The 24013-nt window shown below is 72.7% G+C and carries 18 protein-coding genes, 1 tRNA gene and 1 pseudogene; 9 read left to right on the top strand and 11 right to left on the bottom strand.

The window, feature by feature from the left end:
- Nucleotides 1–20 precede the first annotated feature (20 nt).
- On the top strand, nucleotides 21–692 hold the full coding sequence (locus PV682_RS08580) for a FadR/GntR family transcriptional regulator (protein WP_055723049.1): 672 nt from the start codon (nucleotides 21–23) through the stop codon (nucleotides 690–692).
- Between the two features lie 154 nt (nucleotides 693–846).
- A complete protein-coding gene (locus tag PV682_RS08575; protein WP_319725738.1) occupies nucleotides 847–1767 on the top strand; it encodes a PAC2 family protein in 921 nt (306 codons plus the stop codon).
- Nucleotides 1768–1818: 51 nt separating this feature from the next.
- On the opposite strand, the gene PV682_RS08570 is transcribed toward PV682_RS08575, so the two are convergent.
- From PV682_RS08570 to PV682_RS08550, 5 genes are all read right to left on the bottom strand, one after another.
- Complete coding sequence (locus tag PV682_RS08570; protein ID WP_319725734.1) at nucleotides 1819–2799, bottom strand: SMP-30/gluconolactonase/LRE family protein; 981 nt, start codon at nucleotides 2797–2799, stop codon at nucleotides 1819–1821.
- 230 nt (nucleotides 2800–3029) lie between these two features.
- Nucleotides 3030–4259, bottom strand: a complete 1230-nt coding sequence (gene mshC, locus PV682_RS08565) for a cysteine--1-D-myo-inosityl 2-amino-2-deoxy-alpha-D-glucopyranoside ligase (RefSeq protein ID WP_319725732.1) — start codon at nucleotides 4257–4259, stop codon at nucleotides 3030–3032.
- 110 nt (nucleotides 4260–4369) lie between these two features.
- The gene (locus PV682_RS08560) at nucleotides 4370–5203 is read right to left on the bottom strand and encodes an SCO1664 family protein (protein WP_407705621.1); all 834 of its coding nucleotides are present in this window, start codon (nucleotides 5201–5203) and stop codon (nucleotides 4370–4372) included.
- A complete protein-coding gene (locus tag PV682_RS08555) occupies nucleotides 5167–5757 on the bottom strand; it encodes a DUF3090 domain-containing protein (RefSeq protein ID WP_055718976.1) in 591 nt (196 codons plus the stop codon). The genes PV682_RS08560 and PV682_RS08555 overlap by 37 nt, the downstream gene beginning before the upstream one ends.
- Nucleotides 5758–5848: 91 nt before the next feature.
- Entirely contained in the window at nucleotides 5849–6532 is a 684-nt protein-coding gene (locus PV682_RS08550; protein WP_055718975.1) for a histidine phosphatase family protein, read from the bottom strand.
- A 61-nt stretch (nucleotides 6533–6593) separates the two neighbouring features.
- On the opposite strand from PV682_RS08550, the gene corA reads away from it, so the two are divergent.
- A complete protein-coding gene (gene corA, locus PV682_RS08545; RefSeq protein ID WP_319725725.1) occupies nucleotides 6594–7586 on the top strand; it encodes a magnesium/cobalt transporter CorA in 993 nt (330 codons plus the stop codon).
- Between the two features lie 43 nt (nucleotides 7587–7629).
- Here corA and PV682_RS08540 read toward each other — a convergent pair.
- Nucleotides 7630–8413, bottom strand: a pseudogene (locus tag PV682_RS08540) (ferritin-like domain-containing protein).
- 210 nt (nucleotides 8414–8623) lie between these two features.
- On the bottom strand, nucleotides 8624–9679 hold the full coding sequence (locus PV682_RS08535) for an LLM class F420-dependent oxidoreductase (RefSeq protein ID WP_319725723.1): 1056 nt from the start codon (nucleotides 9677–9679) through the stop codon (nucleotides 8624–8626).
- Nucleotides 9680–9837: 158 nt separating this feature from the next.
- Between PV682_RS08535 and PV682_RS08530 the strand changes: the two genes are divergently transcribed.
- The gene (locus PV682_RS08530; RefSeq protein WP_055724937.1) at nucleotides 9838–10824 is read left to right on the top strand and encodes an aldo/keto reductase; all 987 of its coding nucleotides are present in this window, start codon (nucleotides 9838–9840) and stop codon (nucleotides 10822–10824) included.
- An 869-nt stretch (nucleotides 10825–11693) separates the two neighbouring features.
- On the top strand, nucleotides 11694–14189 hold the full coding sequence (locus tag PV682_RS08525) for a helix-hairpin-helix domain-containing protein (RefSeq protein WP_319726280.1): 2496 nt from the start codon (nucleotides 11694–11696) through the stop codon (nucleotides 14187–14189).
- A 112-nt stretch (nucleotides 14190–14301) separates the two neighbouring features.
- Here PV682_RS08525 and PV682_RS08520 read toward each other — a convergent pair whose 3' ends face one another.
- A complete protein-coding gene (locus PV682_RS08520) occupies nucleotides 14302–15003 on the bottom strand; it encodes a hypothetical protein (protein ID WP_319725719.1) in 702 nt (233 codons plus the stop codon).
- A gap of 47 nt (nucleotides 15004–15050) precedes the next feature.
- Between PV682_RS08520 and PV682_RS08515 the strand changes: the two genes are divergently transcribed.
- Nucleotides 15051–15239 carry a DUF5703 family protein gene (locus tag PV682_RS08515; RefSeq protein ID WP_010350366.1) on the top strand — a complete coding sequence of 63 codons (189 nt, stop codon included), beginning with the start codon at nucleotides 15051–15053 and terminating at the stop codon, nucleotides 15237–15239.
- Between the two features lie 196 nt (nucleotides 15240–15435).
- Here PV682_RS08515 and PV682_RS08510 read toward each other — a convergent pair whose 3' ends face one another.
- The 3 genes from PV682_RS08510 to PV682_RS08500 all read right to left on the bottom strand — a co-directional run bounded on the left by PV682_RS08510 (nucleotide 15436) and on the right by PV682_RS08500 (nucleotide 18052).
- Nucleotides 15436–16236, bottom strand: a complete 801-nt coding sequence (locus PV682_RS08510) for a chaplin (protein WP_319725716.1) — start codon at nucleotides 16234–16236, stop codon at nucleotides 15436–15438.
- Nucleotides 16237–16359: 123 nt separating this feature from the next.
- Nucleotides 16360–16593 carry a chaplin ChpH gene (gene chpH / locus PV682_RS08505; protein WP_010350369.1) on the bottom strand — a complete coding sequence of 78 codons (234 nt, stop codon included), beginning with the start codon at nucleotides 16591–16593 and terminating at the stop codon, nucleotides 16360–16362.
- A 133-nt stretch (nucleotides 16594–16726) separates the two neighbouring features.
- On the bottom strand, nucleotides 16727–18052 hold the full coding sequence (locus tag PV682_RS08500) for a M20/M25/M40 family metallo-hydrolase (protein WP_319725714.1): 1326 nt from the start codon (nucleotides 18050–18052) through the stop codon (nucleotides 16727–16729).
- A gap of 183 nt (nucleotides 18053–18235) precedes the next feature.
- On the opposite strand from PV682_RS08500, the gene PV682_RS08495 reads away from it, so the two are divergent.
- The 3 genes from PV682_RS08495 to PV682_RS08485 all read left to right on the top strand — a co-directional run bounded on the left by PV682_RS08495 (nucleotide 18236) and on the right by PV682_RS08485 (nucleotide 23863).
- Nucleotides 18236–18320 (top strand) — tRNA-Leu (locus PV682_RS08495).
- A gap of 270 nt (nucleotides 18321–18590) precedes the next feature.
- Entirely contained in the window at nucleotides 18591–22433 is a 3843-nt protein-coding gene (locus tag PV682_RS08490) for a Pls/PosA family non-ribosomal peptide synthetase (protein ID WP_319725712.1), read from the top strand.
- Between the two features lie 83 nt (nucleotides 22434–22516).
- Nucleotides 22517–23863, top strand: a complete 1347-nt coding sequence (locus tag PV682_RS08485; protein WP_319725710.1) for a M1 family metallopeptidase — start codon at nucleotides 22517–22519, stop codon at nucleotides 23861–23863.
- Nucleotides 23864–24013: the final 150 nt, after the last annotated feature.

Here is a 24013-nt window from a genome sequence, read left to right as displayed (position 1 = left end):
CGCACGCATGGGAGGCCGGCATGGCAGTCACCGACGAGGCGATCGAGAAGATCAAGGGGATGATCGTCTCGGGTGCGCTGCGCCCCGGCGACCGGCTGCCGAAGGAGAGCGAACTCGCCGCGGAACTGGGCCTGTCGAGGAACTCCCTGCGGGAGGCGGTGCGCGCGCTGTCGCTGATCCGCATCCTGGACGTGCGCCAGGGCGACGGCACGTACGTCACCAGCCTGGACCCCCAACTCCTGCTGGAGGCGCTGAGTTTCGTCGTCGACTTCCACCGCGACGACACCGTCCTGGAGTTCCTCGCGGTGCGCCGCATCCTGGAGCCGGCCGCGACGGCGATGGCGGCGCTGCGCATCAGCGAGCAGCAACTCGACGCGCTGAGCGCCCAGTTGGACCGGCTCGGCGACGGGCCCTCGGTGGAGGAGCTGGTCGCGTGCGATCTGGAGTTCCACCGGGGGATCGTGCAGAGCGCCGGTAACTCGGTGCTGTGCTCGCTGCTGGACGGGCTGTCGGGGCCGACGACGCGGGCCCGGATCTGGCGGGGCCTGACGCAGGAGGACGCGGTGGCGCGGACCCTGCACGAGCACCGGGCGATCCTGGAGGCGCTCAGGGACCGGGACGCGGAGGCGGCGCGGTCGTGGGCGACGGTGCACATCGCGAGCGTGGAGCAGTGGCTGCGGGCGAGTCTGTGAAACCGGTTTCTGTACGTTTGCGGTCAGGGGTGTCCGAGGGCTCCGGACGGGGCAGTGATCCGTTCACTCCCCCGTGGAAGGGGGCTGCGGGCGCCCTTGCCGCACGCCGTAAGGTTGGGTGGTCAGGCGAGGGCACGTCGGAAGGAGGCGCTGGGTGATCGAGCTGGAGGGAGTTCCCGAGCTGATCGACCCAGTCATGGTGGCCGCGTTCGAGGGCTGGAACGATGCCGGCGACGCCGCCTCCACCGCCGTCATGCATCTGGAGCGGGAGTGGAAGGGCGAGGTGTTCGCGGCGCTGGACGCCGAGGACTACTACGACTTCCAGGTGAACCGCCCCACGGTGTTCATGGACGGCGGCGTGCGGAAGATCACGTGGCCGACGACGCGGTTGTCGGTCGTGCGGATCGGCGGCGAGAAGCCGCGGGACCTGGTGCTGGTGCGCGGCATCGAGCCGTCGATGCGCTGGCGGTCCTTCTGCAACGAGCTGCTGGGCTTCGCGCACGAACTGGGCGTCGAGCTGGTGGTGATCCTGGGCGCGCTGCTCGGTGACACCCCGCACACACGTCCGGTGCCGATCAGCGGGACGACGTCCGATCCGGACCTCGCGCGCCGGATGGACCTGGAGGAGACCAAGTACGAGGGCCCGACGGGCATCGTCGGCGTCCTCCAGGAGGCGTGCACGCACGCGGGCGTACCGGCGGTGTCGCTGTGGGCGGCCGTCCCGCACTACGTGTCGCAGCCCCCGAACCCGAAGGCGACGCTGGCGCTCCTCAACCGCCTCGAAGACCTCATCGACGTCCGCATCCCCCTCGGCGAGCTCGCCGAGGACGCGCGCGCCTGGCAGGTCGGCGTGGACCAGCTCGCGGCCGAGGACACCGAGGTCGCCGAGTACGTCCAGACGCTCGAAGAGGCCCGCGACACGGCCGAGTTGCCGGAGGCGTCCGGCGAGGCCATCGCCCGCGAGTTCGAGCGCTACCTGCGCCGCCGCGACCCGAACGACCCGAACGAGAAGACGCGCCCCCCGAGGCCACCGAAGGCGGGCGGCGGGGACGACGACGATTCGTCGGAGGACTGAACAGAGGGCAGGGGCACCGACCGGTGCCCCTGCCCTCTTCTCCTGCTCCTTCTACGCCGGTACCGCGACCACCGCGTACGCCGTCTCGGGCGTCGGCGTCGTCGTGAACCGCGCGTTCGGCAGGTACAGCCGCCCCTGGTAGGCGGCGGCCGTCGTCGGCACGTCGAAGTCCGCGTCGGTGATCCGCCGCAGGAACACCCCGCTACGGCCGTCGGCGGCCAGCCGGAACACGTCGATCGCGTTCTGCCGGTTCTGTACGACGTACAGGAGCCGTCCGGCGCGCAGCAGCCCGTCGCCGTTGGTGAGCGGCGCCGCGTCCCCGAGGTCGACGAGCGTGGTCACGCCGGTGCGCGGGTCGACCCGGTGCAGCGCGCCCACGCCGGACTGCACGACGAGCAGCGCCGACCCGTCGGGCGTCCGCGCGATCCCGTTCGCGTTGACGACCTCGCCGGGAACCTGCGCCCAGGCGCCGCTCAGGGGGACGCGTACGACGTCGGCGGCGGCCGGGAGCGCGCCGCCCCGGCCGAGGGGGAGGGCGTAGAGGGCGGGCTGGAAGGAGTCGGTGAACCATGCGGCGCGCGGCGTGAGGAGGACGTCGTTGGCGAAGGTGGGGGTCGTCGTGGTGAGCCGGTAGGTGGCGAGGATCTCGCCGCTGCGGGCGTCGACGACGCGGGCGCCCTCGCCGCGCGCGGCGACGAACAGGCGTCCCCTGTCGTCGAGTTTGAGGCCGACGGAGGGGGTGCCGGGGCCCGCGGAGAGGATCTTTCCCTCGCCGGTGCGCAGGTCGGCGCGGTAGATGGAGCCGTCGCCGAGGGAGCCGAGGTAGGCGTAGGGGGCGCGGCCGATGGCGATGCCTTCGGGGCGGAAGCCGTTCGGGAGGGGGATGAGGTCGGGCCGGGCGGCGCGGGGGGCCGCGTGGGCCGTCGTGCCTGTCGTGGTGCCGATGGCGGCTGCGCCGAGTGCCGCCGCGCCGGCGGTGAGCATCCGGCGGCGGGAGAAGGGCTGTGCGAAGGAACCGTGTGTGGGTGCCACGGGGCGTCCTTCCGCGTGCGGGGACCGGCAGTTGGCCGGTCCGGCGGTCAACTGGGATCCCACCCCATCACAACTGCCGCGCGGGACACAGGGGTTGACAGGGCATCGATAGCTTGAGGAGCCGAAGCGGCTGAGGCTCGCGGGGGGGCGTCAAGCGTGAGGGGCGGTTCACCCGTACCGGTGACACGTGCCGGTACGGGGAACCGCCCCTGTTCGCCTGGGCGTTGCCCTTACAGGGCGACGCCGAGCAGCGCGTCGACGGCGCGGGAGACGACCCCGGGCGCGCCGATGTCGGTGCCGCCCTGCTCCTGCTGGCGGGAGGCCCAGCGGTCGACGGCGTCGAGGGCGGCCGGTGCGTCGAGGTCGTGCGCGAGGGCGTCGCGGATCTCCTGGACGAGGGGCTCGGCCTCGGGGCCGTCGGGGCGGGAGACGGCGGCGCGCCAGCGCGCGAGGCGGGCCTCGGCGTCGGCGAGGACCTGGTCGGTCCACTCCCAGTCGGCGCGGTAGTGGTGGGCGAGGAGCGCGAGGCGGATCGCGGCCGGGTCGACGCCCTCGCGGCGCAGCTGCGAGACGAAGACGAGGTTGCCGCGGGACTTGGACATCTTCTCGCCGTCCAGGGCGACCATGCCGGCGTGGACGTACGCCTTGGCCATGGGGAACTCGCCGGTCAGCGCGTGCGCGTGGGAGGCGCCCATCTCGTGGTGCGGGAAGGCGAGGTCGGAGCCGCCGCCCTGGACGTCGAAGCCCATGCCGAGGTGTTCGAGGGCGATGGCGACGCACTCGATGTGCCAGCCGGGCCGGCCGCGCCCGAGGGAGGCGCCGTCCCAGCTCGGCTCGCCCTCGCGGGCGGCCATCCACAGCATCGGGTCGAGGGGGTTCTTCTTGCCCGGCCGGTCGGGGTCGCCGCCGCGCTCGGCGGACAGCAGGCGCATCGCGGCGGCGTCCAGGTTGGACACCTTGCCGAAGTGCGGGTCGGCCTCGACGGAGAAGTAGATGTCGCCGTCGAGTTCGTACGCCGCGCCGGAGTCCCGCAGGCGCTCGACGAGCGGCACGATGCCGGGTATCGCCTCGACGGCGCCGATGTAGTGCCGCGGGGGCAGCATCCGCAGGGCGGTCATGTCCTCGCGGAAGAGGGCGGTCTCCTTCTCGGCGAGCGCGACCCAGTCCACGCCGTCGCGCTCGGCGCGCTCCAGCAGCGGGTCGTCCACGTCGGTGACGTTCTGGACGTAGTGCACCTGCCGCTTGGTGTCGAGCCACACGCGCTGCACGAGGTCGAACGCGTTGTAGGTCGCCGCGTGTCCCATGTGCGTGGCGTCGTACGGCGTGATGCCGCACACGTAGATACGGGCGACGGGACCGGGGTCGAGGGTGACGAGGTCACCGGTCGCGGTGTCGTGGATCCTCAGGTCGCGGCCCTGACCAGGCAGGGCGGGGACCTCGGAAGCGGGCCAGGCATGCATGTCATGAGCGTAACCGGACCGTAGTTCGGTATACGAACCGGAGCGCACCGGATGACGGAAAAGGCGGTCTTGCGGGGATCGGGGGGATGTGCAGGGTGGGTGGGGAGTTTTCAGACCGGCGGCCAGGGGATCGCGGGCCACTCTCCGCTGGGCTGCGGGTGCTTGCCGGTCGTCAGCAGGTCGTCGACCCGCGCGCGGGTGGCGTCCAGCTCGGCCGGGGTGATGAGGGGCGTGAGGGTCGCGGTGAGGGCTCCGGAGGGCTCCAGGGCCCCTCTGAGGGCCTTGAGGGCCGTGAGGGCATCCGTCGTCAGGGGCTCGCCCGCCCAGCCCCACAGGAGCGTACGGAGCTTGTTCTCGGTGTTGAAGGTGACGCCGTGGTCGATGCCGTAGAGCGGGCCGTCGGCGGTGGGCAGGAGGTGGCCGCCCTTGCGGTCGGCGTTGTTGATGACGGCGTCGAGGACGGCGAGGCGGCGCAGGCGGTCGTCGTCGGCGTGCACCAGGAGGGCGGTCTTCCCCTCCCCGACCTCGGCGAACGCGATGGCCTTCCAGCCCGGCTCCGGTTCCCGCGCGTCGACGAGCGCGAGGAGTTCGGCCTCAGGGGACGCCTCGATCCACAGCTGGCACATGCCCTCGCCGTAGGGGCCGTCGCGCAGGACGGTCGGGGGGATCAGCCCCCAGCCGGTCACGGCGGACACCTCGTACGCGGCGACCTCGCGCTGCGCGAGCGTGCCGTCGGGGAAGTCCCACAGGGGCCGCTCCCCGGCGACGGGCTTGTACACGCAGGCCGCCTCCCGGCCGTCGTGGGTCACCGTGCAGTACAGGGCCGCGTTGGAGGCGTCGCTGATGCGTCCGCGCACGGTCAGCTCACCGCGCGCCAGGAGGAGCGTGTCCGCGGGTTCGACGGTGGTCACGCCCCTCGCCGGTATCCGTTCTGGCGCGGACATACGTGTCCCTCCGGGTCGAGCGGCAGGCTGCACAGCGGGCAGGGCGGGCGGCCCGCGTTGACGACGTCCAGGGCGCGCTTGGCGAACGCGCGCGCCTGTGCGCCGGTGAGGCGGACGCGGAGCATCGGGGGGCCGTTCTCCTCGTCCTGGAGGAGGCGTTCCTCCGCCTCGGCGAGGTCCTCCTCGGAGTCCGCGTCGAGCTCCACGAGGGCCTGCGCCTCGACGATCATGCGCTGTTCCTCGCCGTCCCAGGCGAGGGCCATGGTGCCGACCCGGAACTCCTCCTCGACAGGGGAGTCGAGGGGGCGGGTGTCGGAGTTCTCGGCGGGGGCGACGGCGGGTACGGCGGCGTTTCCGCCGCTGCGGCGCACGACCTCGTCCAGCAGTTCGTCCATGCGCTCGGCGAGCGCGGCGACCTGGGTCTTCTCCAGCGCGACGCTGGTCACCCGGGGGCCGGCGACGGCCTGGAGGAAGAAGGTACGGCGTCCGGGCAGTCCGACCGTGCCGGCCACGAAGCGGTCCGGCGGGTCGTAGAGGAACACCTGACGGGACACGTCCTGTCTCCAGTAAGAGTCGTGGGTTCGGATTACGTCCTGCGCGTGTGCGCGCGCTGTGCGGACCGCTTCACCCTACTGCGGGCGACGATCACGGTGCGCCCGCACCGCCTCCCACGGTCGCGTGCCCGGTCGGAGGCTCCTCGCGCGGCGCGAGGGAGGAGAGATCGCCGGTGTCTCCGAGGCGGATCAGGAAGGGGCGCAGGCGCGTGTAGCGGATCGCGGTGACGGAGCACGGTTCGACGGAGATCCGCTGGAACAGGTCGAGGTGCAGGCCGAGGGCGTCCGCGACGAGCGACTTGATGACGTCGCCGTGGGAGCACATCAGGTAGACCGCGTTCTCGCCGTGGTCGCGCTCCACGCGCGCGTTCCACTCGCGTACGGCTTCGGCGGCGCGGGTCTGCATGGAGCGCATGGACTCGCCGCCGGGGAAGGCGGCGGCCGAGGGGTGGGCCTGGACGACCTCCATGAGGGGGTCGCCGCTCAGTTCGGCGAGTTTGCGTCCACTCCAGTCGCCGTAGTGGGCCTCCCCGATGCGGTCGTCGGAGTGCGCGGTGATCCCGCGCGCGTCCAGGAGGGGCCGTACGGTCTCCTGGCAGCGCTGGAGGGGGCTGGTGACGACTTCCGCTATCGGCAGTCCGTCGAGCCGTCCGGGCAGGGCGGCGGCCTGTGCGGTGCCGCGTTCGTCCAGGGCGACGCCGGGCGTCCAGCCGGCGAGCACCCCGGAAGTGTTGGCGGTGGACCTGCCGTGCCTGACGAGGATGAGGGTGGGCATGCGGCCAGGGTAGGTGTCCGCGCGTGTGCGCTGTCTCTCGGGCGAAGGGAGAATACTCTCCGTGATCGTCGACTGTGCCGTCTACCGTGACGGCCGCCGGGTGGAGGGTCCGCCGGACTTCTCCGACGCGCTGGCCGGGGCTCGGGCGTGCGGCGGCTTCGTGTGGATCGGGCTGCACGAGCCCACCGAGGACGAGTTCTCCCTCGTCACCGAGGAGTTCGGGCTCCACCCGCTGGCCGTGGAGGACGCCCTCAAGGCCCATCAGCGGCCCAAGCTGGAGGTGTACGACGACTCGCTGTTCGTGGTCCTCAAGCCGGTCGGGTACGACCAGGACCGCGACACCGTCTCGGCGGGCGAGGTGATGGTCTTCCTCGGCGAGGGCTTCGTCGTCACCGTCAGACACGGCCAGGACGCCCCTCTGGCGGCCGTACGGCACCGGCTGGAGGAGGAGCGGCCCGAACTCCTCGCGAAGGGCCCCACGGCCGTCCTGTACGCGATCTCGGACGCCGTCGTCGACCGGTACCTGGAGGTCGCCACCGAACTCCAGACCGATCTGGAGGGGCTGGAGGCGGAGGTGTTCTCGCCGGACGGCGGGGACTCGCGCGGGGCCGCGTCGCGGATCTACACCTTCAAGCGCCAGGTCCTGGAGTTCCGGCGCGCCACCGGGCCGCTCACGCTGCCGCTGACCCGGCTGTCGGGGTCCTACGGGACGCCCGTGCCGTTCGTGCACGACACGTCCCGGCCGTTCTTCCGGGACGTCGGCGATCACCTCGCGCGCGTGAACGAGTCCGTCGAGGGGCTCGACCGGCTCGTCTCGGACATCCTGTCGGCGCACCTCGCGCAGATGAGCGTCCGGCAGAACGACGACATGCGGAAGATCTCCGCGTGGGCCGCGATGGCTGCCGTGCCGACCATGATCGCCGGGATCTACGGCATGAACTTCGACCACATGCCGGAGCTGCGGTGGGTGTGGGGGTATCCGGCGGTGATCCTGGTGATGGCCGTGTTCGAGGTGGTGCTGTACCGGCTGTTCAAGCGGCGGGGGTGGCTGTGAGGGGTGGTTTTCCGGGGCTGGACTGGGCTGAACTGGGCTGGGCTCAGGCGAGCTGCGGGCCGGCCGGGCCGCCCAGGGCGTTCCTGCGGGCCGGCATCTCCAGGGAGACCATGCGGTGCCAGCCGGCGAGGCGTTCGTACGCGTACAGGGCGTGGATGCCCGCCGCGAGGGCGGCCGACTTCGTCCTCGGCCAGCCGAGGATGCGGCCCATGTGCGCCATCACCGCGAGGCTGACGTCCCGGAAGACCCTGATCTCCGCCAGCGCGCACGCGCGCAGGGTGCGCTGGATCGTCCGGCCGTGTCCCGCGCGCGCGAAGCGCAGCAGTTCCTCGTGGCAGTAGGCGAGGTGGTTGTCCTCGTCGGCGGAGATCATCCGTACGGCGCGGCCCAGGTCGGGGTGGTCGGCGAAGTGCCTGCGCAGGAGGTCCATCTGTTCGGAGGCGCGCTGTTCGGTGACCCTGCTGTGCGCGAGGTAGGTGACGACGTCCTGGACGGTGAGCGGCTGGTCCGCCTTCAGCTTCTCGTGGGCCAGGCCGATGCCGCCGCGCTCCAGGAGCATCGTGTAGTCGGTGTCCGGGGGGGACCGGGACGGGGTCAAGGCCGCGCTTCTTCATCAGGGCGCCGAAGATCCGGCCGTGCTTGTCCTCGTCGGCGCCGTGGCGGGCGATCTTCGGCACGAGGTCGCGTTCGCTCTCGGGGACCAGGGCCGCGATCCGCGCGTTCTCCCAGCCGCCCTGCGCCTCGCCGCTCGCCGCGATCGAACAGAACAGCCTGAACGATTCGTCGTCGTCCAGGATCTCCTCGAACAGGCTCTTCGCCGACAGCATCCCGATCACCTCGTTCCACGCCTGCGGGGGTTTCGCAAAGAAAGAGTCAAGTCCGATCTCTTCCTGCCCGCAACACGTCGGTCGGACAACTCACCCGTCCGAAGTACCCCCACCCCGTAACTCCGCACGTGCAGTGACGTTGTTCCTCACAGTCGGCCGTGGCGGGGAGACCCCCGAGCCCCCGCCACGGCCGTGGAACCCTCCGGGGTGTTACGCCACCCCGGCCAGCTCCAGGGCCTCCGCGCCCGCGCGCAGGGACGCGAGGCGCTCTTCGAGGGTGAAGCCCGCGGGGGCGAGGGTGAGGGTGGTGACGCCGACGGCGGCGTAGGACTTCATGCGGTCGGCGATGCGGTCCACCGAGCCGAGCAGGGCGGTCTTGTCGATCAGGTCGTGGGGGACGGCCGCCGCGGCGCCGGTCTTGTCGCCCGCCAGGAACTTGTCCTGGATCTCCGCCGCCTCCGCCTCGTAGCCCATGCGCTGGGCGAGCTGGTTGTAGAAGTTCTGCTTGCGGCTGCCCATGCCGCCGACGTACAGGGCCGTGTACGGGCGGAAGGTGTCCGCGAGCTTCTCGACGTCCTTGTCGTCGCCCAGGGCGAGCGGCAGGGTCGGGCAGACGTCGAAGCCTTCGAGGGTGTGGCCGGCCTTCTCGCGGCCCGCGCGGATGTGCTTCAGCGCGGTGTCCTCCAGGTGCTCGGCGGAGGGGAAGATCAGCAGCGCGCCGTCGGCGATCTCGCCGGTCTGCTCCAGGTTCTTCGGGCCGATCGCGGCGATGTAGAGCGGGATGTGCTCGCGCTCGGGGTGCACGGTCAGCTTGATCGGCTTGCCCGGGCCGCCGGGCAGCGGAAGCGTCCAGTGCTCGCCCTCGTACGACAGGCGCTCGCGGGTCATCGCCTTGCGGACGATCTCGACGTACTCGCGGGTGCGCGCCAGCGGCTTGTCGAACTTGACGCCGTACCAGCCCTCGGAGACCTGCGGCCCGGAGACGCCGAGGCCGAGGCGGAAGCGCCCGCCGGACAGGGAGTCCAGGGTCGCGGCGGTCATCGCGGTCATCGCGGGCTGGCGGGCCGGGATCTGGAAGATGGCCGACCCGACGTCGATGCGCTCGGTCTTGGCGGCGACCCACGTCAGCACGGTCGCCGCGTCCGAGCCGTACGCCTCGGCCGCCCAGCACACGGCGTAGCCGAGCCGGTCGGCCTCCTGCGCCACGGCGAGGTTGTCCCCGTCCATCCCGGCACCCCAGTACCCGAGGTTGATCCCGAGCTGCATTGGCCGCATCCCCTTACCGATCAGTAACGTCCGTTGTGGACAGACCATAGCGCGCACCCCCGCACGGCCGGGAGTACCGGCCTTGCGATCCACAACCTGCGGATTCGGTTATCCACAGGCCACCCACCGCCCGGTTCTGGCCAGTAATCTCGGCGTTCATGGAGCAGAGGCATCTCGGCCGCACCGGCCTGCGCGTGTCCCGTATCGGGCTCGGCACCCTGACCTGGGGCCGCGACACCGACGAGCACGACGCGGCGGACCTCTTGAAGACGTTCTGGGAAGCGGGCGGCACCCTCGTCGACACGGCGGACGTGTACGGCGACGGGGATGCCGAATACCTGCTGGGGCGTCTCATAGAGGGCCTGGTCCCGCGCCGGGACCTGATCATCGCGACGAAGGCGGGCAGCGTGCCCGACCCCGACCGCCGCTTCGACGGCTCGCGGGGCCATCTGCTGGCCGCGCTGGACGCGTCGCTGGCCCGCCTCGGCACGGACTACGTGGACGTGTGGCACATCCACGCGTACGACCCCCACACGCCGATGGAGGAGACCCTCCAGGCCCTCGACATCGCTGTCTCCAGCGGGCGCGCGCGGTACGCGGGCGTCTCCAACTTCTGCGGCTGGCAGATCGCCAAGGCCGCCACCTGGCAGCTCGCCGCGCCCGGCACGCGTACGCGGCTGTCCAGTACGCAGATGGAGTACTCGCTCCTCCAGCGCGGCGTCGAGCGCGAGGTGCTGCCGGCCGCGATCGACCTCGGCATCGGGCTGCTGCCCTCCTCGCCGCTCGGCCGGGGCGTCCTCACCGGCAAGTACCGCGCCGACGCCTTCCCGCCCGACTCCCGCGCCGCCTCCGACCACTTCGCGCCGTTCGTCGAGCCCTACCTCGACGACACGGCCAGCCGCATCGTCGACGCGGTGACGACCGCCGCCGACGGACTCGCCGTCACCCCGCTGCACGTCGCCCTCGCCTGGGTCCGCGACCGGCCCGGCGTCGCCGCGCCCATCATCGGCCCGCGCAACGCGCAGCAGCTCAGCGCCGCGTTGTCAGTGGAGGCCCTTACGCTTCCAGACGAGATCTGCCGGGCCCTCGACGACGTGTCGGCGCCCGTGCACCGCTATCCCGATCACGACTGGAGCACGCTGTGAGCACGGACCCGGAGACCACGGAGAACGAAACGCCGGGGGCACCGGAGGGGGAGACCGACGCGAGCGGGGGGTTGGGCGCCGGGGGGACAGGGGGCGCCGGGGGTGGGGTGCAGGATGCCGGGGGCGCGGATGCCTCGGGCGCGGGGGCGGCAGCGGTCGCCGGGGGCGAAGCGCAGGACGTCGAGGGCGCGGACGCCTCGGGTGCGGGGAGCGCCGGGGGCGGGGAAGCGGATCTCGCCGAGGGCGGGGCACAGGACGTCGAGGGCGCGGACGCCTCGGGCACGGGGGAGGCAGCGGTCGCCGGGGGCGAAGCGCAGGACGCCGAAGGCGCGGACGCCTCGGGTGCGGGGAGCGCCGGAGGCGGGGGTGAGGTGGAGGGCGCCGGGAGCGTTGCGGCCGAGGAAGCCGCGCGTCCGGTGGCCACCGGCGGGGAGGCCGGGGGCGGGGAGCGTGTGCGCGCCGAGGAGCCCGCACTCTCGGTCGCCGAGGGCGGGGACGGCCAGGTCGAAGCGGTTGGGGAGTCCTCCGGCCTGGCGGGAACCGAGGCGAGCGGGGAGACCGGCGGCGCGGAAAGCTCCGGCGGTGAGGGTGCGGATGGTTCCGGTGAGGCTCAGAAGGGTGAGGCCGCGGCTCCTGAACTCAGTGAGGCCCAGGCCGAACTCGCCGCGCAGAAGATCGAGCGGGAGCGGATCGCGCGGCGCAAGGCCGAGAAGGCCGGTCCGATCGCCGCAGGCGGCAAGTTGAGCGGGACCGCCGCGGAACTGCTGGCCGCCGTACGGGCCGTGGAGAGCGGCGCGAAGCCCGCGAGCGCGTACGCCGCGCCTCCCTCGCGGAGCGTTCCCGGCCCTGGGCGACGTCCTGAGCGGGGGATGCCGGACGGGTCCGCTCCGTCGGCGGTGGGGGACGCCGCGACCGCCGGGGGGTTCGGGTCCGGCGGGGGAGATCGCGCCGGGGGTACCACCGGCGTCTCAAGGGCCGCTGGAGGCCCGGGGGCTGACACCGGGTTCGGGCCCACCGGAAGCATGGCTGGCGCGGTCGGCACGGGAAGCGCGGTCGGCACGGGCGGCATGGGAAGCGCGGTCGGCACGGGAAGCGGGGGTGGCTCGGGCGGCTCGGTGAGCGCGATCGGCACGGGAAGCTCGGGCGGCACAGGAAGCTCGGGCGTCGCGAGCGGCGCGGAAAGCACGGGCGGCACAAGCGGCACGGGAAGCGCGGGCGGCTTGAGTGGCTCGGGAAGCGCGGGCGGCACGGGCGGCGTAGGAAGTGCCGCGAGTCCCGGGATTGCCGGGGGCTCCCTGGCCGCGTCCTCCGGGGGTGCCGGGAGTCCCTTCACCTCGGCCTCCGGGGGCGCCGAGGGCTTCCTGGCCCCGTTCCCCGGGGTCGGCGGGAACCCCCTCGCCCCCTCCCCCGCCCTCGTCGACGCCGTCCGGCGCGTCCTCGTCGGCGGGTCCGCGCCGGAGGCCCTGGCGCCGCAGGTCGCGGTGGCTCTCGGAGAGGGTGCGGCGGAGTTGCTGCGGGAGGACCCCTGGCAGTTGCTGCGGGTCTCCGGGGTGCGGCCCGAGCAGGCGGACGGGTTCGCGCGGGCCCTGCTCGGGGCCGAGTGCGGGCCGGCGGACGAGCGGCGGGGGCGTGCGGTGACGCTGTGGCTGCTGGAGCAGGCCGCGCTGGCCGGGCATACCGCGCTGGAGCTGTCGGTGTTGACCGGCGCGCTGGCCCAGCGGGGCGTACCGGACCCCGACGGCGCCGTACAGGACACCGTCGCCGAGGGGGAGGCGCTGATCTTCCAGGACGCTCTGGAGGAGCCCGGAGCCGCGCCCGCGCAGGACGACGAGGAGGAGCGTCCCGTCCGTGTGCTGGTCGGCCTCGAACGGCACGCGCTCGCGGAGGAGAGCCTCGCCGACGGGCTCGCCCGGATCGTCAACGCGCTCCCCAAGGACGACTCCCCCGCGTGGGAGACGGCCGCCTCCACCGCACCCCGCGGCGCCGCCGACCTGATCCGCGCCGTCGCCGCGAACGGTCTCGTCCTGCACACCGGCGGCGAGGCGTCCCGCGCGGAACCGGCCGCCCTCCTCGACGCGGCCCACGCCCTGGGCCTGCGCGCGGTCGCCGCCTGCCACACGGCGGACGGCCGCCAGAGGTTCGCGGCGCTGCTGAACGCGGAACCCGGCACCGGGGGAGGCATCCCGCACCCCGCGCATCCCAGGGGGGCCGACACAGACACGTACGGCACCCCGGCAGACACACACGACACCACCGGCGCCCCCGCAGACAGCCACAACAACGCCGCCACCCACGGCACCCCGGCAGGCCCACCACACCGCACAAGGGAAGCCACCGCAGGCACCCCGGTCACCCCGCCCCCCGGCCCCGGCCCCGGCCCCGCAAGCGGCGCCCCCCTCCCCACCCCCTCCGTCGTCACCCTCCCCGGTCTCCTCGCCGGTCTCGAAGGTCCCGGACGGGACTCCGACGGGGCCTTCGCGCTCGACCTGCTGATCCTGCTCGACGCGCCTCAACTGGACGTCGAGGCAGCCGCGATGGTCGTGGAGTCGTTGCCGGACGGGGCGCGGCTGGTGCTCAGCGGTGACCCCGGGGTGCTGTGGTCGGCCGGCGCGGGACGCGTGTTCGGGGATGTGCTCGCCGCGCGCGTGTGCCCGCAGGTCGCGTCGCGGACGCCGGACCCGGGGCCGATCGGGGAGCTGGTCTCCGGGATCGGCATCGGGGAGCTGAACCAGGTGGACGCGCCCGGCAAGGAGATCGTGATCGTCCCGGTGCGGGACGCCGGGGAGGCCGTGCACCGGACCGTGCAGCTGGTCGCCGACTCCGTACCGAGGGCGTTCGGGGTGTCCCCCGGGGAGACCGTCGTGATCACGCCGGGCCACGGCGGCGCGGCCGGCACGCGCGCGCTGAACGCGGCCCTCAAGGAGCGCCTGAACCCCGGCCCGGGACGGTTCGCCGGGTACGACCCGGGCGACCTGGTCGCCTACGCCCCCGCGCCCGGCCGCACGGTCCCGGGCCGGGTCGTGGGCGCCGACGCGGACGGCCTGCGCATCACCTGCGCCGGCGCCGCCGTCCTCGTACCGAAGGACCGTGTCGAGCAGACCCTGCGGCACGGCTGGGCGCTGACAGCGCACCAGGCGGCGGGCGCGCGCTGGCCGGCGGCGGTCGTGGTGCTGCCCGGGGACGCGGCGCAGGCGCTGTCGCGGGCGTGGGTGTACACGGCGTTCAGCCGCCCCGAGCGGCACCTGTCGGTCGTCCACGGCGTGGAACAGGCCCTCCCGCACGCGGTCGCCGAGGTCCTGCCGAAGCCGCGGACAACCCGGCTGCCGGTGCTGCTGCGCGGACAGGTGCCGGTGGCGACGGGGTAACCAACAAGGCAGTACGGACCGGAGCACGCGAAGGGCGCGGAGGGAAAACCCCCGCGCCCTTCACCATGAGCACCCGCGCCGTCGGCCTCTCGCGAGACCCGCGCCGCGCCCCCTACCGCCGGTCCGCGTCCAGCGGCTCCAGATCCTCCACGTCGACCACATCCACGTCATCCACCTCGTCGCCTTCGTCCTCCTCGAAGTCCTCGTCCTCCGACTCCTCGTCGAAGACCGCGCTGACGTCGAAGCGGCAGACGACCCGCTGGGGGTCGGCCTGGTCGAAGGGGGACTCCAGCCATTCGCCGGGGTCGGCCGGGTCGTCGGCGGCGACCACCCAGAGCGTCGAGTCACCCTCCTCCAGGCCGAACTCCTTGTGCCGGGAGGCGATCTCGTCGGGCTCGTACTCGCCGAAGAGGATGCCGAGGGCGCCGTGGACGGTGCTCGCGGTGTCCTCGCCGCCGTCGTACTCGGCCGCCTCGACCCGCTGGGCCTGCGCGAGGAGCCGCTGGGGTTCGGCGACCGCGTAGTCGCGGCGGATCAGCACGCTCAGGGCGTTCGGCTCCTCCGGGCCCGCGTACGGCGGGAGGGAGTCGTCGGTGCCGGGGATCTCGAAGGGGGTGACCTCGTCGTACCGGTCGTAGAGCAGTTCGTCGTACGTCTCCGCCGCAGCGGCCAGTTCGTTGAACGCCTCGTAGACGGCCGGGTCGTCCTCACCCGACCGGCGTTCGACCGCGGCCAGGTGGCGGTCGAGCGCGGTCTTGACCGCCTCGGCGGCGGCGCGTACCTCGGCAGCGGTGGGCTGCGCAGCATCAGACATAGTGCAGACGCTATCCGTACGAGGCCCCAGCCCGCACAATAGATGCGATGCCGGAATACGAATTTGTCGACGTGTACGTACCGCGCGGGGTCTCCCGCAAGGAGGCGGCACGTCTGCTGACGGACCATGCCGAGTACGGTCACTGGGAGTTGCACCGTCTGAGCCTCATGCGGGACGGCAGCCGCAGGGTGCGGTTGCGGCGGCGGATCATCCGCCAGGTACGGGCCACGTGGTGAGCTGAGACGCGGACCAAGGGGGCTGGCGGGACGACGGAGCGGGCCCCGCCGGGTCGGGGTCCGCTCCGTCGCGCTTCGCGCGCGGGGTGATCCGTGTGGTCGGGATCACCCTCGCGTTTTCACGGCAGTTGACGTGTTCCGTGCCGCTTTGCCGTGGTTTTCGCGGCCGTCGCCTCAGCTTGGCCGAAGATCGCCGTCAGCCGGACGTGTTCCTGCGGCGGTAGAGCAGCGCACCGGCGACGAGCATGCCCGCGCCGGCCGGGAGGGCGAGCCCCAGGGGGAGTTCGGCACCCGTGCTCGCCAGTTCCCCGGAGAGGGTGGGGGGTTGGGCGGAGGGGTGAGTGGTCTGGGGGACGTGGTTCGGGGGTGTGTGGTGGATGGGGGTGGTGGGATTCGTGGGGCCCGAGGGGTTCGATGTGCCCGGGTTGCCGGGGTGACCGGGGTTGCCGGGGTTGCCGGGGTGCCCCGGCGTACCGGGCCCACCCGGATGGCCAGGACCGCCGGGCCCACCGGGATGCCCCGGCTTCCCCGGATGCCCCGACGTCCCGTTCCCGCACTCGTTCCCGAACGCCGGGTTCCCGACCCCGACGACGTCGATGCTGTTGCCGCACAGGTTGACCGGTACGTCGATGGGGACCTCGACGTGGTTCCCGGAGCCGACTCCGGGCGACCCCCCGGCGTGCCCGCCCGCATGCGCGCCCCCGGAAGCGCCGTGCCCGCCCCCTCCGCCGTACCCGCCCCCGGCGCTGCCCCCGCCCCGGTTCTCGCACGAGTTCCCCATCGCCGGATTGAGGAGCCCCACCACGTTCACGGTGTTCCCGCACACGTTGACCGGCGCGTGCACCGGCACGGAGACCGTGTTCCCGGCCAGTACCCCCGGCGATTCCGCGGTGGCACCGCTCGCCGAGGAGTCCGCGTGCGCGACCCCTCCCGCCGCGGCGATCGCCCCCGTCGCCGCCGCCACGGTCATGAACCCCTTGCGGGTGACCTGTCGCATCCCTGATTACCTGCCCTTACTGATGTCCACGTGGTCCGCTGTTGCCGAAACCGGCCGGCCCCGGAGCGCATGGCGCGCGCTCCGGGGCCGGTACGGCGTGGACGCCCCCTCAGCGGGGTGGCGTCACTTGTTGATGCAGGTGTTGCCGAAGGCGGGGTTCAGCAGGCCGATCACGGAGATCGTGTTGCCGCACACGTTCACCGGGACGTGCACGGGGACCTGGATGACGTTGCCGGACAGGACGCCGGGGGAACCCACGGCGGCACCCTGCGCACCGGCGTCGGCGACGGCGAGGCCCGCGCCCGCGAGAACGAGACCGCCCGTGGCGGCTGCGGCGGCGACGACCTTCTTGATCATGTGTATTTCCTCCTGGTCGGTAAGCGGCCCAAGGGGCGGGCCGCATGACCTGTAACGAGGAGGGCCAATTGGGGCTACGAGCGTATGGTCGGATTCACCCGTCCGAGGGAGACCGAACAGGCGCGCGACCTCGTCAGGACGCGTCGATGAACCGGTCCAGGACGCGCACCCCGAACTGGAGCCCGTCGACCGGCACCCGCTCGTCGACGCCGTGGAACATGCCCGCGAAGTCCAGCTCCGGCGGCAGCTTCAGCGGCGCGAAGCCGAAGCCGCGGATGCCGAGGTCGTCGAAGGACTTGGCGTCGGTGCCGCCGGAGAGCATGTAGGGGACGGCCTTGGCGGTGGGGTCCTCGGCGAGCAGCGCGGCGGACATCGCGTCGACGAGTGCGCCGTCGAAGGACGTCTCCAGCGCCTTGTCGGAGTGGACGTCCTCGCGGCGGACGCGGGGTCCGAGGAGGCGGTCGAGGTCGGTGAGGAACTCCTCCTCGTGGCCGGGCAGGAAGCGGCCGTCGAGGTGCGCGGTGGCCTCGCCGGGGATGACGTTGACCTTGTAGCCGGCGCCGAGCTGGGTGGGGTTGGCGGTGTTGCTGAGGGTCGCGCCGATCAGCTTGGCGATGCCGCCGAGCCGGGCGAGGGTGGCCTCCATGTCCTCGGGGTCGAGGGGGGTGCCCAGCGCGTCGCCGAGTTCGTCGAGGAAGGCGCGGGTGGTCTTGGTGACGCGGACGGGCCACTTGTGGCGTCCGACGCGGGCGACGGCCTCGGACAGTTCGGTGATCGCGTTGTCGCGGTGGATCATCGAGCCGTGTCCCGCCGTACCGGCGACGGTCAGCTTCATCCAGTGCATGCCCTTCTCGGCCGTCTGGATGAGGTAGAGCCGGCGCTCCTCGCTGACGGTGAAGGAGAAGCCGCCGACCTCGCTGATCCCCTCGGTGACGCCCTCGAAGAGGCCGGGGTGCTTGTCGACGAGGTGGCGCGCGCCGTACGTGCCGCCCGCCTCCTCGTCCGCGAGGAACGCGAGGACGATGTCCCGGGGCGGCTTGCGGCCGGACCTGAGCCGGTCCCGCACCACGGCCAGGGTCATCGCGTCCATGTCCTTCATGTCGACGGCGCCCCGCCCCCACACGCAGCCGTCCGCGACCTCGCCGGAGAACGGGTGGTGCGTCCAGTCGTCCGCGTTGGCGGGGACGACGTCGAGGTGGCCGTGGATGAGGAGCGCGGGCCGCGAGGGGTCCTCGCCCTCGATGCGGGCCACGGTGGAGGCGCGGCCGGGGTGCGACTCGAAGATCTTCGGTTCGAGCCCGACCTCGGCGAGCTTCTCCGCGACCCACTCGGCCGCCTGCCGCTCCCCCGGGCCCGAGTGGTCGCCGTAGTTGCTGGTGTCGAACCGGATCAGCTCGGAACAGAGGTCGACGACCTCGTCCTCGCCCCTGACGTACCCGCCCGTGCCCGTGTCGCTCACGCCTGTGCCTCCCGCTGCCGGTGCTGTCTCTGCCCTCATCCTCTCTCCCCCGCCCCCGACACCCAAGACCGCTCCCGCCTCGTCACACACCGTTCACGCCGGACCACCCGTGATCGAGCACCCCGGAAACCCTGGTAATGTTTACGACGTCGCCGCGAGGGAAACCCGCGCGAGACACACCCCGTCCGGGTGGCGGAATGGCAGACGCGCTAGCTTGAGGTGCTAGTGCCCTTTATCGGGCGTGGGGGTTCAAGTCCCCCCTCGGACACAGTGAGCGAAGGCTCCGACCAGTTGGTCGGGGCCTTCGCTGGTTATGTGGTGGATCTCTCCCCCTTACCAAGATCGCGCAGGTCAGGACGCTGCTCACGGCCTTGATCGGTGGCTCGAACGGGTCTCTCCGGTGGCCGTCGAACCGGTTGATCCATAGCGTCGTACTAAAATTTCCGGCTTGTTACGGGCTGGAGCCGGACAACCCCAGGCATACCTGCGGGCCCGCCAGCGCCCCGGAGGTTTCCGGGCACGAGACGCGAGGGACCTGATGGCGGCCATACACGAGGTCAGCACGGCCTTGTTCGAAGAGGAGGAGACGGCGTTCGCGCGGTTCTCGGGGGGCTCCGCCGCCCCGGCGCGCACGCTCGTCGACGTCTTCGACAGCGCGGTGCGCTTCTACGGCGACGAGCCCGCGCTCGACGACGGAACCACCCAGCTCACCTACCGCGAACTCGCCGGTGAGGTCGCCCGGTTGCGGGACCGGCTCGCGCAGGCGGGCGTCGGCCTCGGCGACCGGGTCGGGGTGCGGGTGCCCTCGGGGACGAACGGTCTGTACGTCGCGATCCTGGCCGTCCTCGCGGTCGGCGCCGCGTACGTCCCGGTGGACGCCGAGGACCCGGACGAGCGCGCCGACCTGGTGTTCGGCGAGGCGGACGTCCGAGCCGTGATCACCGGCGGGGACACGATCACCGTCCAGCCCGGCGAGGGCGGTCCTGCGGGGCGGCCGGGCGTCGAGCACGACGCGTGGATCATCTTCACGTCCGGGTCGACCGGCAAGCCCAAGGGTGTCGCGGTCACGCACCGCAGCGCGGCGGCGTTCGTGGACGCCGAGGCGCGGCTGTTCCTCGCCGAGGAGCCGATCGGGCCCGGCGACCGGGTCATGGCGGGCCTCTCGGTGGCGTTCGACGCGTCCTGCGAGGAGATGTGGCTCGCCTGGCGGTACGGCGCCTGCCTGGTCCCCGTGCCGCGCTCCCAGGTCCGCAGCGGCGCCGACCTCGGGCCCTGGCTGGTGGAGCAGGAGATCACCGTCGTGTCGACGGTGCCGACGCTCGCCGCGCTGTGGGAGCCCGAGACCCTCAACGACGTACGCCTGCTGATCTTCGGCGGCGAGGCGTGCCCGCCGGAGCTGGCGCAGCGGCTGGTGACCGAGGGGCGGGAGGTATGGAACACGTACGGTCCGACCGAGGCGACGGTCGTGGCGTGTGCCGCGCTGATGACCGGCGAGGAGCCGATCCGCATCGGGCTCCCGCTGGACGGCTGGGAGCTGGCCGTCGTGGACGACGCCGGTGAGCCCGTCCTCATGGGCGGCACCGGGCAGTTGGTGATCGGCGGGGTCGGGCTCGCGCGGTACCTGGACGCGGAGAAGGACGCCGAGAAGTACGCGCCGCTGGAGTCCCTCGGCTGGGAACGGGCGTACCGCAGCGGTGACTTGGTGCGGGCCGACGCCGAGGGGCTGGTCTTCCTCGGGCGGGCCGACGAGCAGATCAAGCTGGGCGGGCGGCGCATCGAACTCGGCGAGGTGGACGCCGCGTTGCAGGCGCTGCCGGGCGTGGCGGGCGCCGCGGCGGCCGTACGGACCGCGCGCAGCGGGAATCAGCTGCTCGTCGGGTACGTCGTGACGCAGGAGGGCTGGGACCAGGCGGCGGCCGTGGCGCGGCTGCGGACCGAACTCCCGGCCGCGCTGGTGCCGTTGCTGGCGCCGGTCGACGAACTCCCCACCCGTACCTCGGGGAAGGTGGACCGGAACGCGCTGCCGTGGCCGCTGCCGGATCTTCAGACCTCGCTGGTGAAGGAGGAGTTGTACGGGACGGAGGCGTGGCTCGCGGAGCAGTGGACGGACGTCCTCGGTACGCCGGTCACGAGCGCCTCGGACGACTTCTTCGCCATAGGCGGTGGCAGCCTGTCCGCCGCTCAGCTCACGACGCGGCTGCGGGAGCGGTATCCGACGGCGGCCGTCCTGGACATCTATCAGCGGCCGGTGCTGCGCAAACTCGCCCGGCATCTGGAGGAGTCGGCGCAGGACGACGGGGCGGCGCGGGTCGTCGCGCCGGTCCCGGTGCGCGCGCAGGTGGCCCAACTCCTGGCGCTGCTGCCGCTGTTCACGCTGACGGGGCTGCGCTGGGCGGTGGCGCTGGCCGCCGCCGGGAATCTGCTGCCGGGGTACACCTGGCTGCCGGCCGCGTCGTGGTGGGTGATCGGGCTCGTCGCACTGGTGCTGTTCACCCCGGCCGGGCGGCTGGGGATCGCGGCCGGTGGCGCGCGGCTGCTGCTGCGTGGGGTGAGGCCGGGCCGGTATCCGCGCGGCGGCAGTGTGCATCTGCGGCTGTGGACGGCCGAGCGGCTGGCCGAGTTCAGCGGGGCGACCTCGCTGACCGGGGCCTGGCTGGAGCGGTACGCGCGGGCGCTGGGCGCGAAGATCGGGCCCGAGGTGGACCTGCACTCGCTGCCGCCGGTGACCGGCATGCTGAAGCTGGGGCGCGGGGCGGCCGTCGAGTCCGAGGTCGACCTGTCGGGCTGGTGGCTGGACGGGGACCGGCTGGAGGTCGGCGCGATCAAGGTCGGCGCACATGCCGTCGTCGGGACGCGCAGTGTGCTGTTCCCGGGTGCGCGGGTCGGCAAGCGGGCCGAGGTGGCGCCGGGTTCGGCCGTCGCCGGCCAAGTCCCCACCGGGCAGCGCTGGGCGGGGGCTCCGGCGGTCAAGCTGGGCAAGGCGAAGCGGAGTTGGCCCAAGGAGCGGCCGGCGCGGGGCACGTACTGGCGGTTCATGTACGGCCTGACGGGCGGCGCGCTCAGCCTGCTGCCGGTGGCCGCCGCGGCCGTCGCGCTGCTGGTGGCGTCGGTGTTCGTGCGCCCCGGCGGCGCGGTGTGGCCGGGCGTCCTGTACGCGCTCGTCCCGGCGACCCTCGCGTACGGCCTCGTCTACGCGGCCCTGATCCTTCTCGGCGTACGGCTGCTGAGCCTGCGGCTCGGCGAGGGGACGTATCCGACGCACAGCCGCGTCGGGTGGCAGGCGTGGACCGTGACGCAGCTGATGGACCAGGCCCGCGAGACGCTGTTCCCGCTGTACGCCGGGCTGGTCACGCCCGTGTGGCTGCGGGCGCTCGGCATGCGGATCGGGCGGGGGGCCGAGGTGTCGACCGTGCTGGCGCTGCCCAGTCTGACGACGGTCGGTGAGGGCGCGTTCCTCGCCGACGACACGCTGACCGCGCCGTACGAGCTCGGCGGTGGCTGGGTGCGGATCGGGAAGGCCGAGATCGGGCGGCGGGCGTTCCTCGGGAACTCCGGGATGACCGCGCCGGGCCGGTCCGTGCCCGAGGGCGGGCTCGTCGGGGTGCTGTCGGCGACGCCGAAGAAGGCGAAGAAGGGCAGTTCGTACCTGGGTCTGCCGCCGGTGAAGCTGCCGCGCAGCGCCTCGGGCGGCGACCAGAGCCGTACGTACGACCCGCCGGCGCGGCTGCTGTGGGCGCGCGGGCTGGTCGAACTGTGCCGGATCGTGCCGGTGTTCTGCTCGGCGGGGATCGCGGTGCTGGTGGTGGCCGCGCTGTGCCCGCTCGGGCCGTGGGGGTTCCTGCTGGGCGGGGTCGTGCTGCTGGGGGCGGGGCTCGCGGGTGCGCTGCTGGCCGTCGTCGCCAAGTGGGCGCTCGTCGGGCGGCATCGGGCCGGGGAGCACCCGCTGTGGAGCTCCTTCGTGTGGCGCAACGAGCTGGCGGACACGTTCGTCGAGGTCGTCGCCGTGCCGTGGCTGGCCGGTTCGGTGCCCGGGACCGTCCTCATGACCGCCTTCCAGCGCGGGCTCGGCGCGCGTATCGGGAAGGGTGTCTGGCTGGAGTCGCACTGGCTTCCCGAGGCCGATCTGGTGACGCTTTCCGACGGTTCCACCGTGAATCGCGGCTGTGTCCTCCAGACTCACCTCTTCCACGACCGGATCTTGCGGACGGATACTGTGGTACTCCGTGAGGGCGCCACGCTGGGCCCTGGCGGAATCGTGCTGCCCGGCAGCACGATCGGGGCCCGTACGACACTGGGTCCCGCGTCGCTCGTCATGGCCGCGGAGTCCGTCCCCGACGACACCCGCTGGCTGGGCAACCCCATCGAGGCGTGGCGCCCGTGAATGCGGGCCACTCGGTGTCCGTGAGCTCCATGGGCTCCATGAGCGACGGTTCGAGTGGCACGGCGCAGGGAGCGGACACGGTAGTGGCAGTTCAGCAGGCAGCGGGGGCGGACCCGTACTTCCCGGACAACGGCGACCCTCGCTACCGCGTGCATCGCTACGAGATCACGCTGGACTACCGTCCCGGGCCGAACCGGCTGTCCGGGACGGCCCGGATCAACGCGATCGCCGGGCGGGGGGCGCTCGGCGAGTTCTTCCTGAACCTCGCGGACTTCCGGATCGGGCGGGTGCGGGTCGACGGGCGTCAGGCTCAATACACCCACCGCGGCGGGCGGTTGCGGGTCCGGCCCGCCAAGTCCGTGCGCGGGGGTGCGGCGTTCACCGTCGAGGTGCACTGGTCCGGGAATCCCAAGCCGGTCAACAGTCCCTGGGGCGGGCTCGGTTGGGAGGAGCTGGGGGACGGGGCGCTGGTCGCCAGTCAGCCGGTCGGGGCGCCGTCCTGGTTCCCCTGCAACGACCGGCCCGCCGACAAGGCGTCCTATCTGCTGTCGGTGACCGTTCCCTCCGCGTACTCCGTGGTGACCGGGGGGCGGTTGCTCACCCGTACCACCCGGGCGTCCACGACCACGTGGGTGTACGAGCAGTCCGCCCCCACCTCCAGTTATCTCGTCGGGCTTGCCATCGGGAAGTACCAGACTGTCCTGCTCGGGGATCTCGGGCCCGGGGGTGTGCCTCAACACGGGCACATCCCCGCCGAGTTGCTGCCCCTCTTCTCGCGGGACTTCGCTCGGCAGCCCGCGATGATGGAGCTTTTCCAGGAGGTGTTCGGGCCTTATCCGTTCGACGAGTACGCCGTCGTCGTCACCGAGGAAGAGCTCGATGTGCCCGTCGAGGCGCAGGGGTTGTCCCTCTTCGGGGTCAACCACGTCGACGGGGCTCGGGGTTCGGAGCGGCTCGTCGCCCATGAGCTGGCCCATCAGTGGTTCGGGAACAGTGTCTCCGTCGCCGACTGGCGGCACATCTGGCTGAACGAGGGGCTGGCCAAGTACGCGGAGTGGTTGTGGTCCGAGCGGTCCGGGGGGCGGAGCGCGCATCAACTTGCCTCGGCCGCTTATCGGTTGCTCTCCGGGCTGCCTCAGGATCTGCGGCTCGCCGATCCCGGGCGGAAGTCGATGTTCGATGACCGGCTGTACGAGCGGGGTGGGGTGGTGATTCACGCGGTGCGGTGTCTGCTGGGGGATGCCGCGTTCTTCCCGATGCTGCGGGGGTGGGCCGGGCTGCATCGGGGGGGTGCTGTGACCACGTCCACGTTCGTGGCCCATGTGGGGCGGTTCGCCGCTGAGCCGGTGGACGAGTTCTTCGACGCGTGGGTCTATGAGGGGGCGTTGCCCGCGTTTCCGTCGATGCCGCCGGTTCCGCCGTTGCCGTAGGGCGGTTCGGCGGGGTTCGGCGGGGCGGGGCGCTGAGCTGGGGGTTCGGCGTTCGGTTCGGGGGTGTTCGGAGGGTGGGGGGTGAGTTTCCGGGGGTCGGGAGAGTGGGGGGACCTACTCGATTCGGTCGGTCCGGGAGGACGGCGTGCG

Source organism: Streptomyces niveiscabiei, assembly GCF_033794345.1.
Lineage (GTDB): Bacteria > Actinomycetota > Actinomycetes > Streptomycetales > Streptomycetaceae > Streptomyces > Streptomyces niveiscabiei.
The sequence above is the reverse complement of the archived record's forward strand: the minus strand, read 5'-3'. Positions and strand labels throughout refer to the sequence as shown.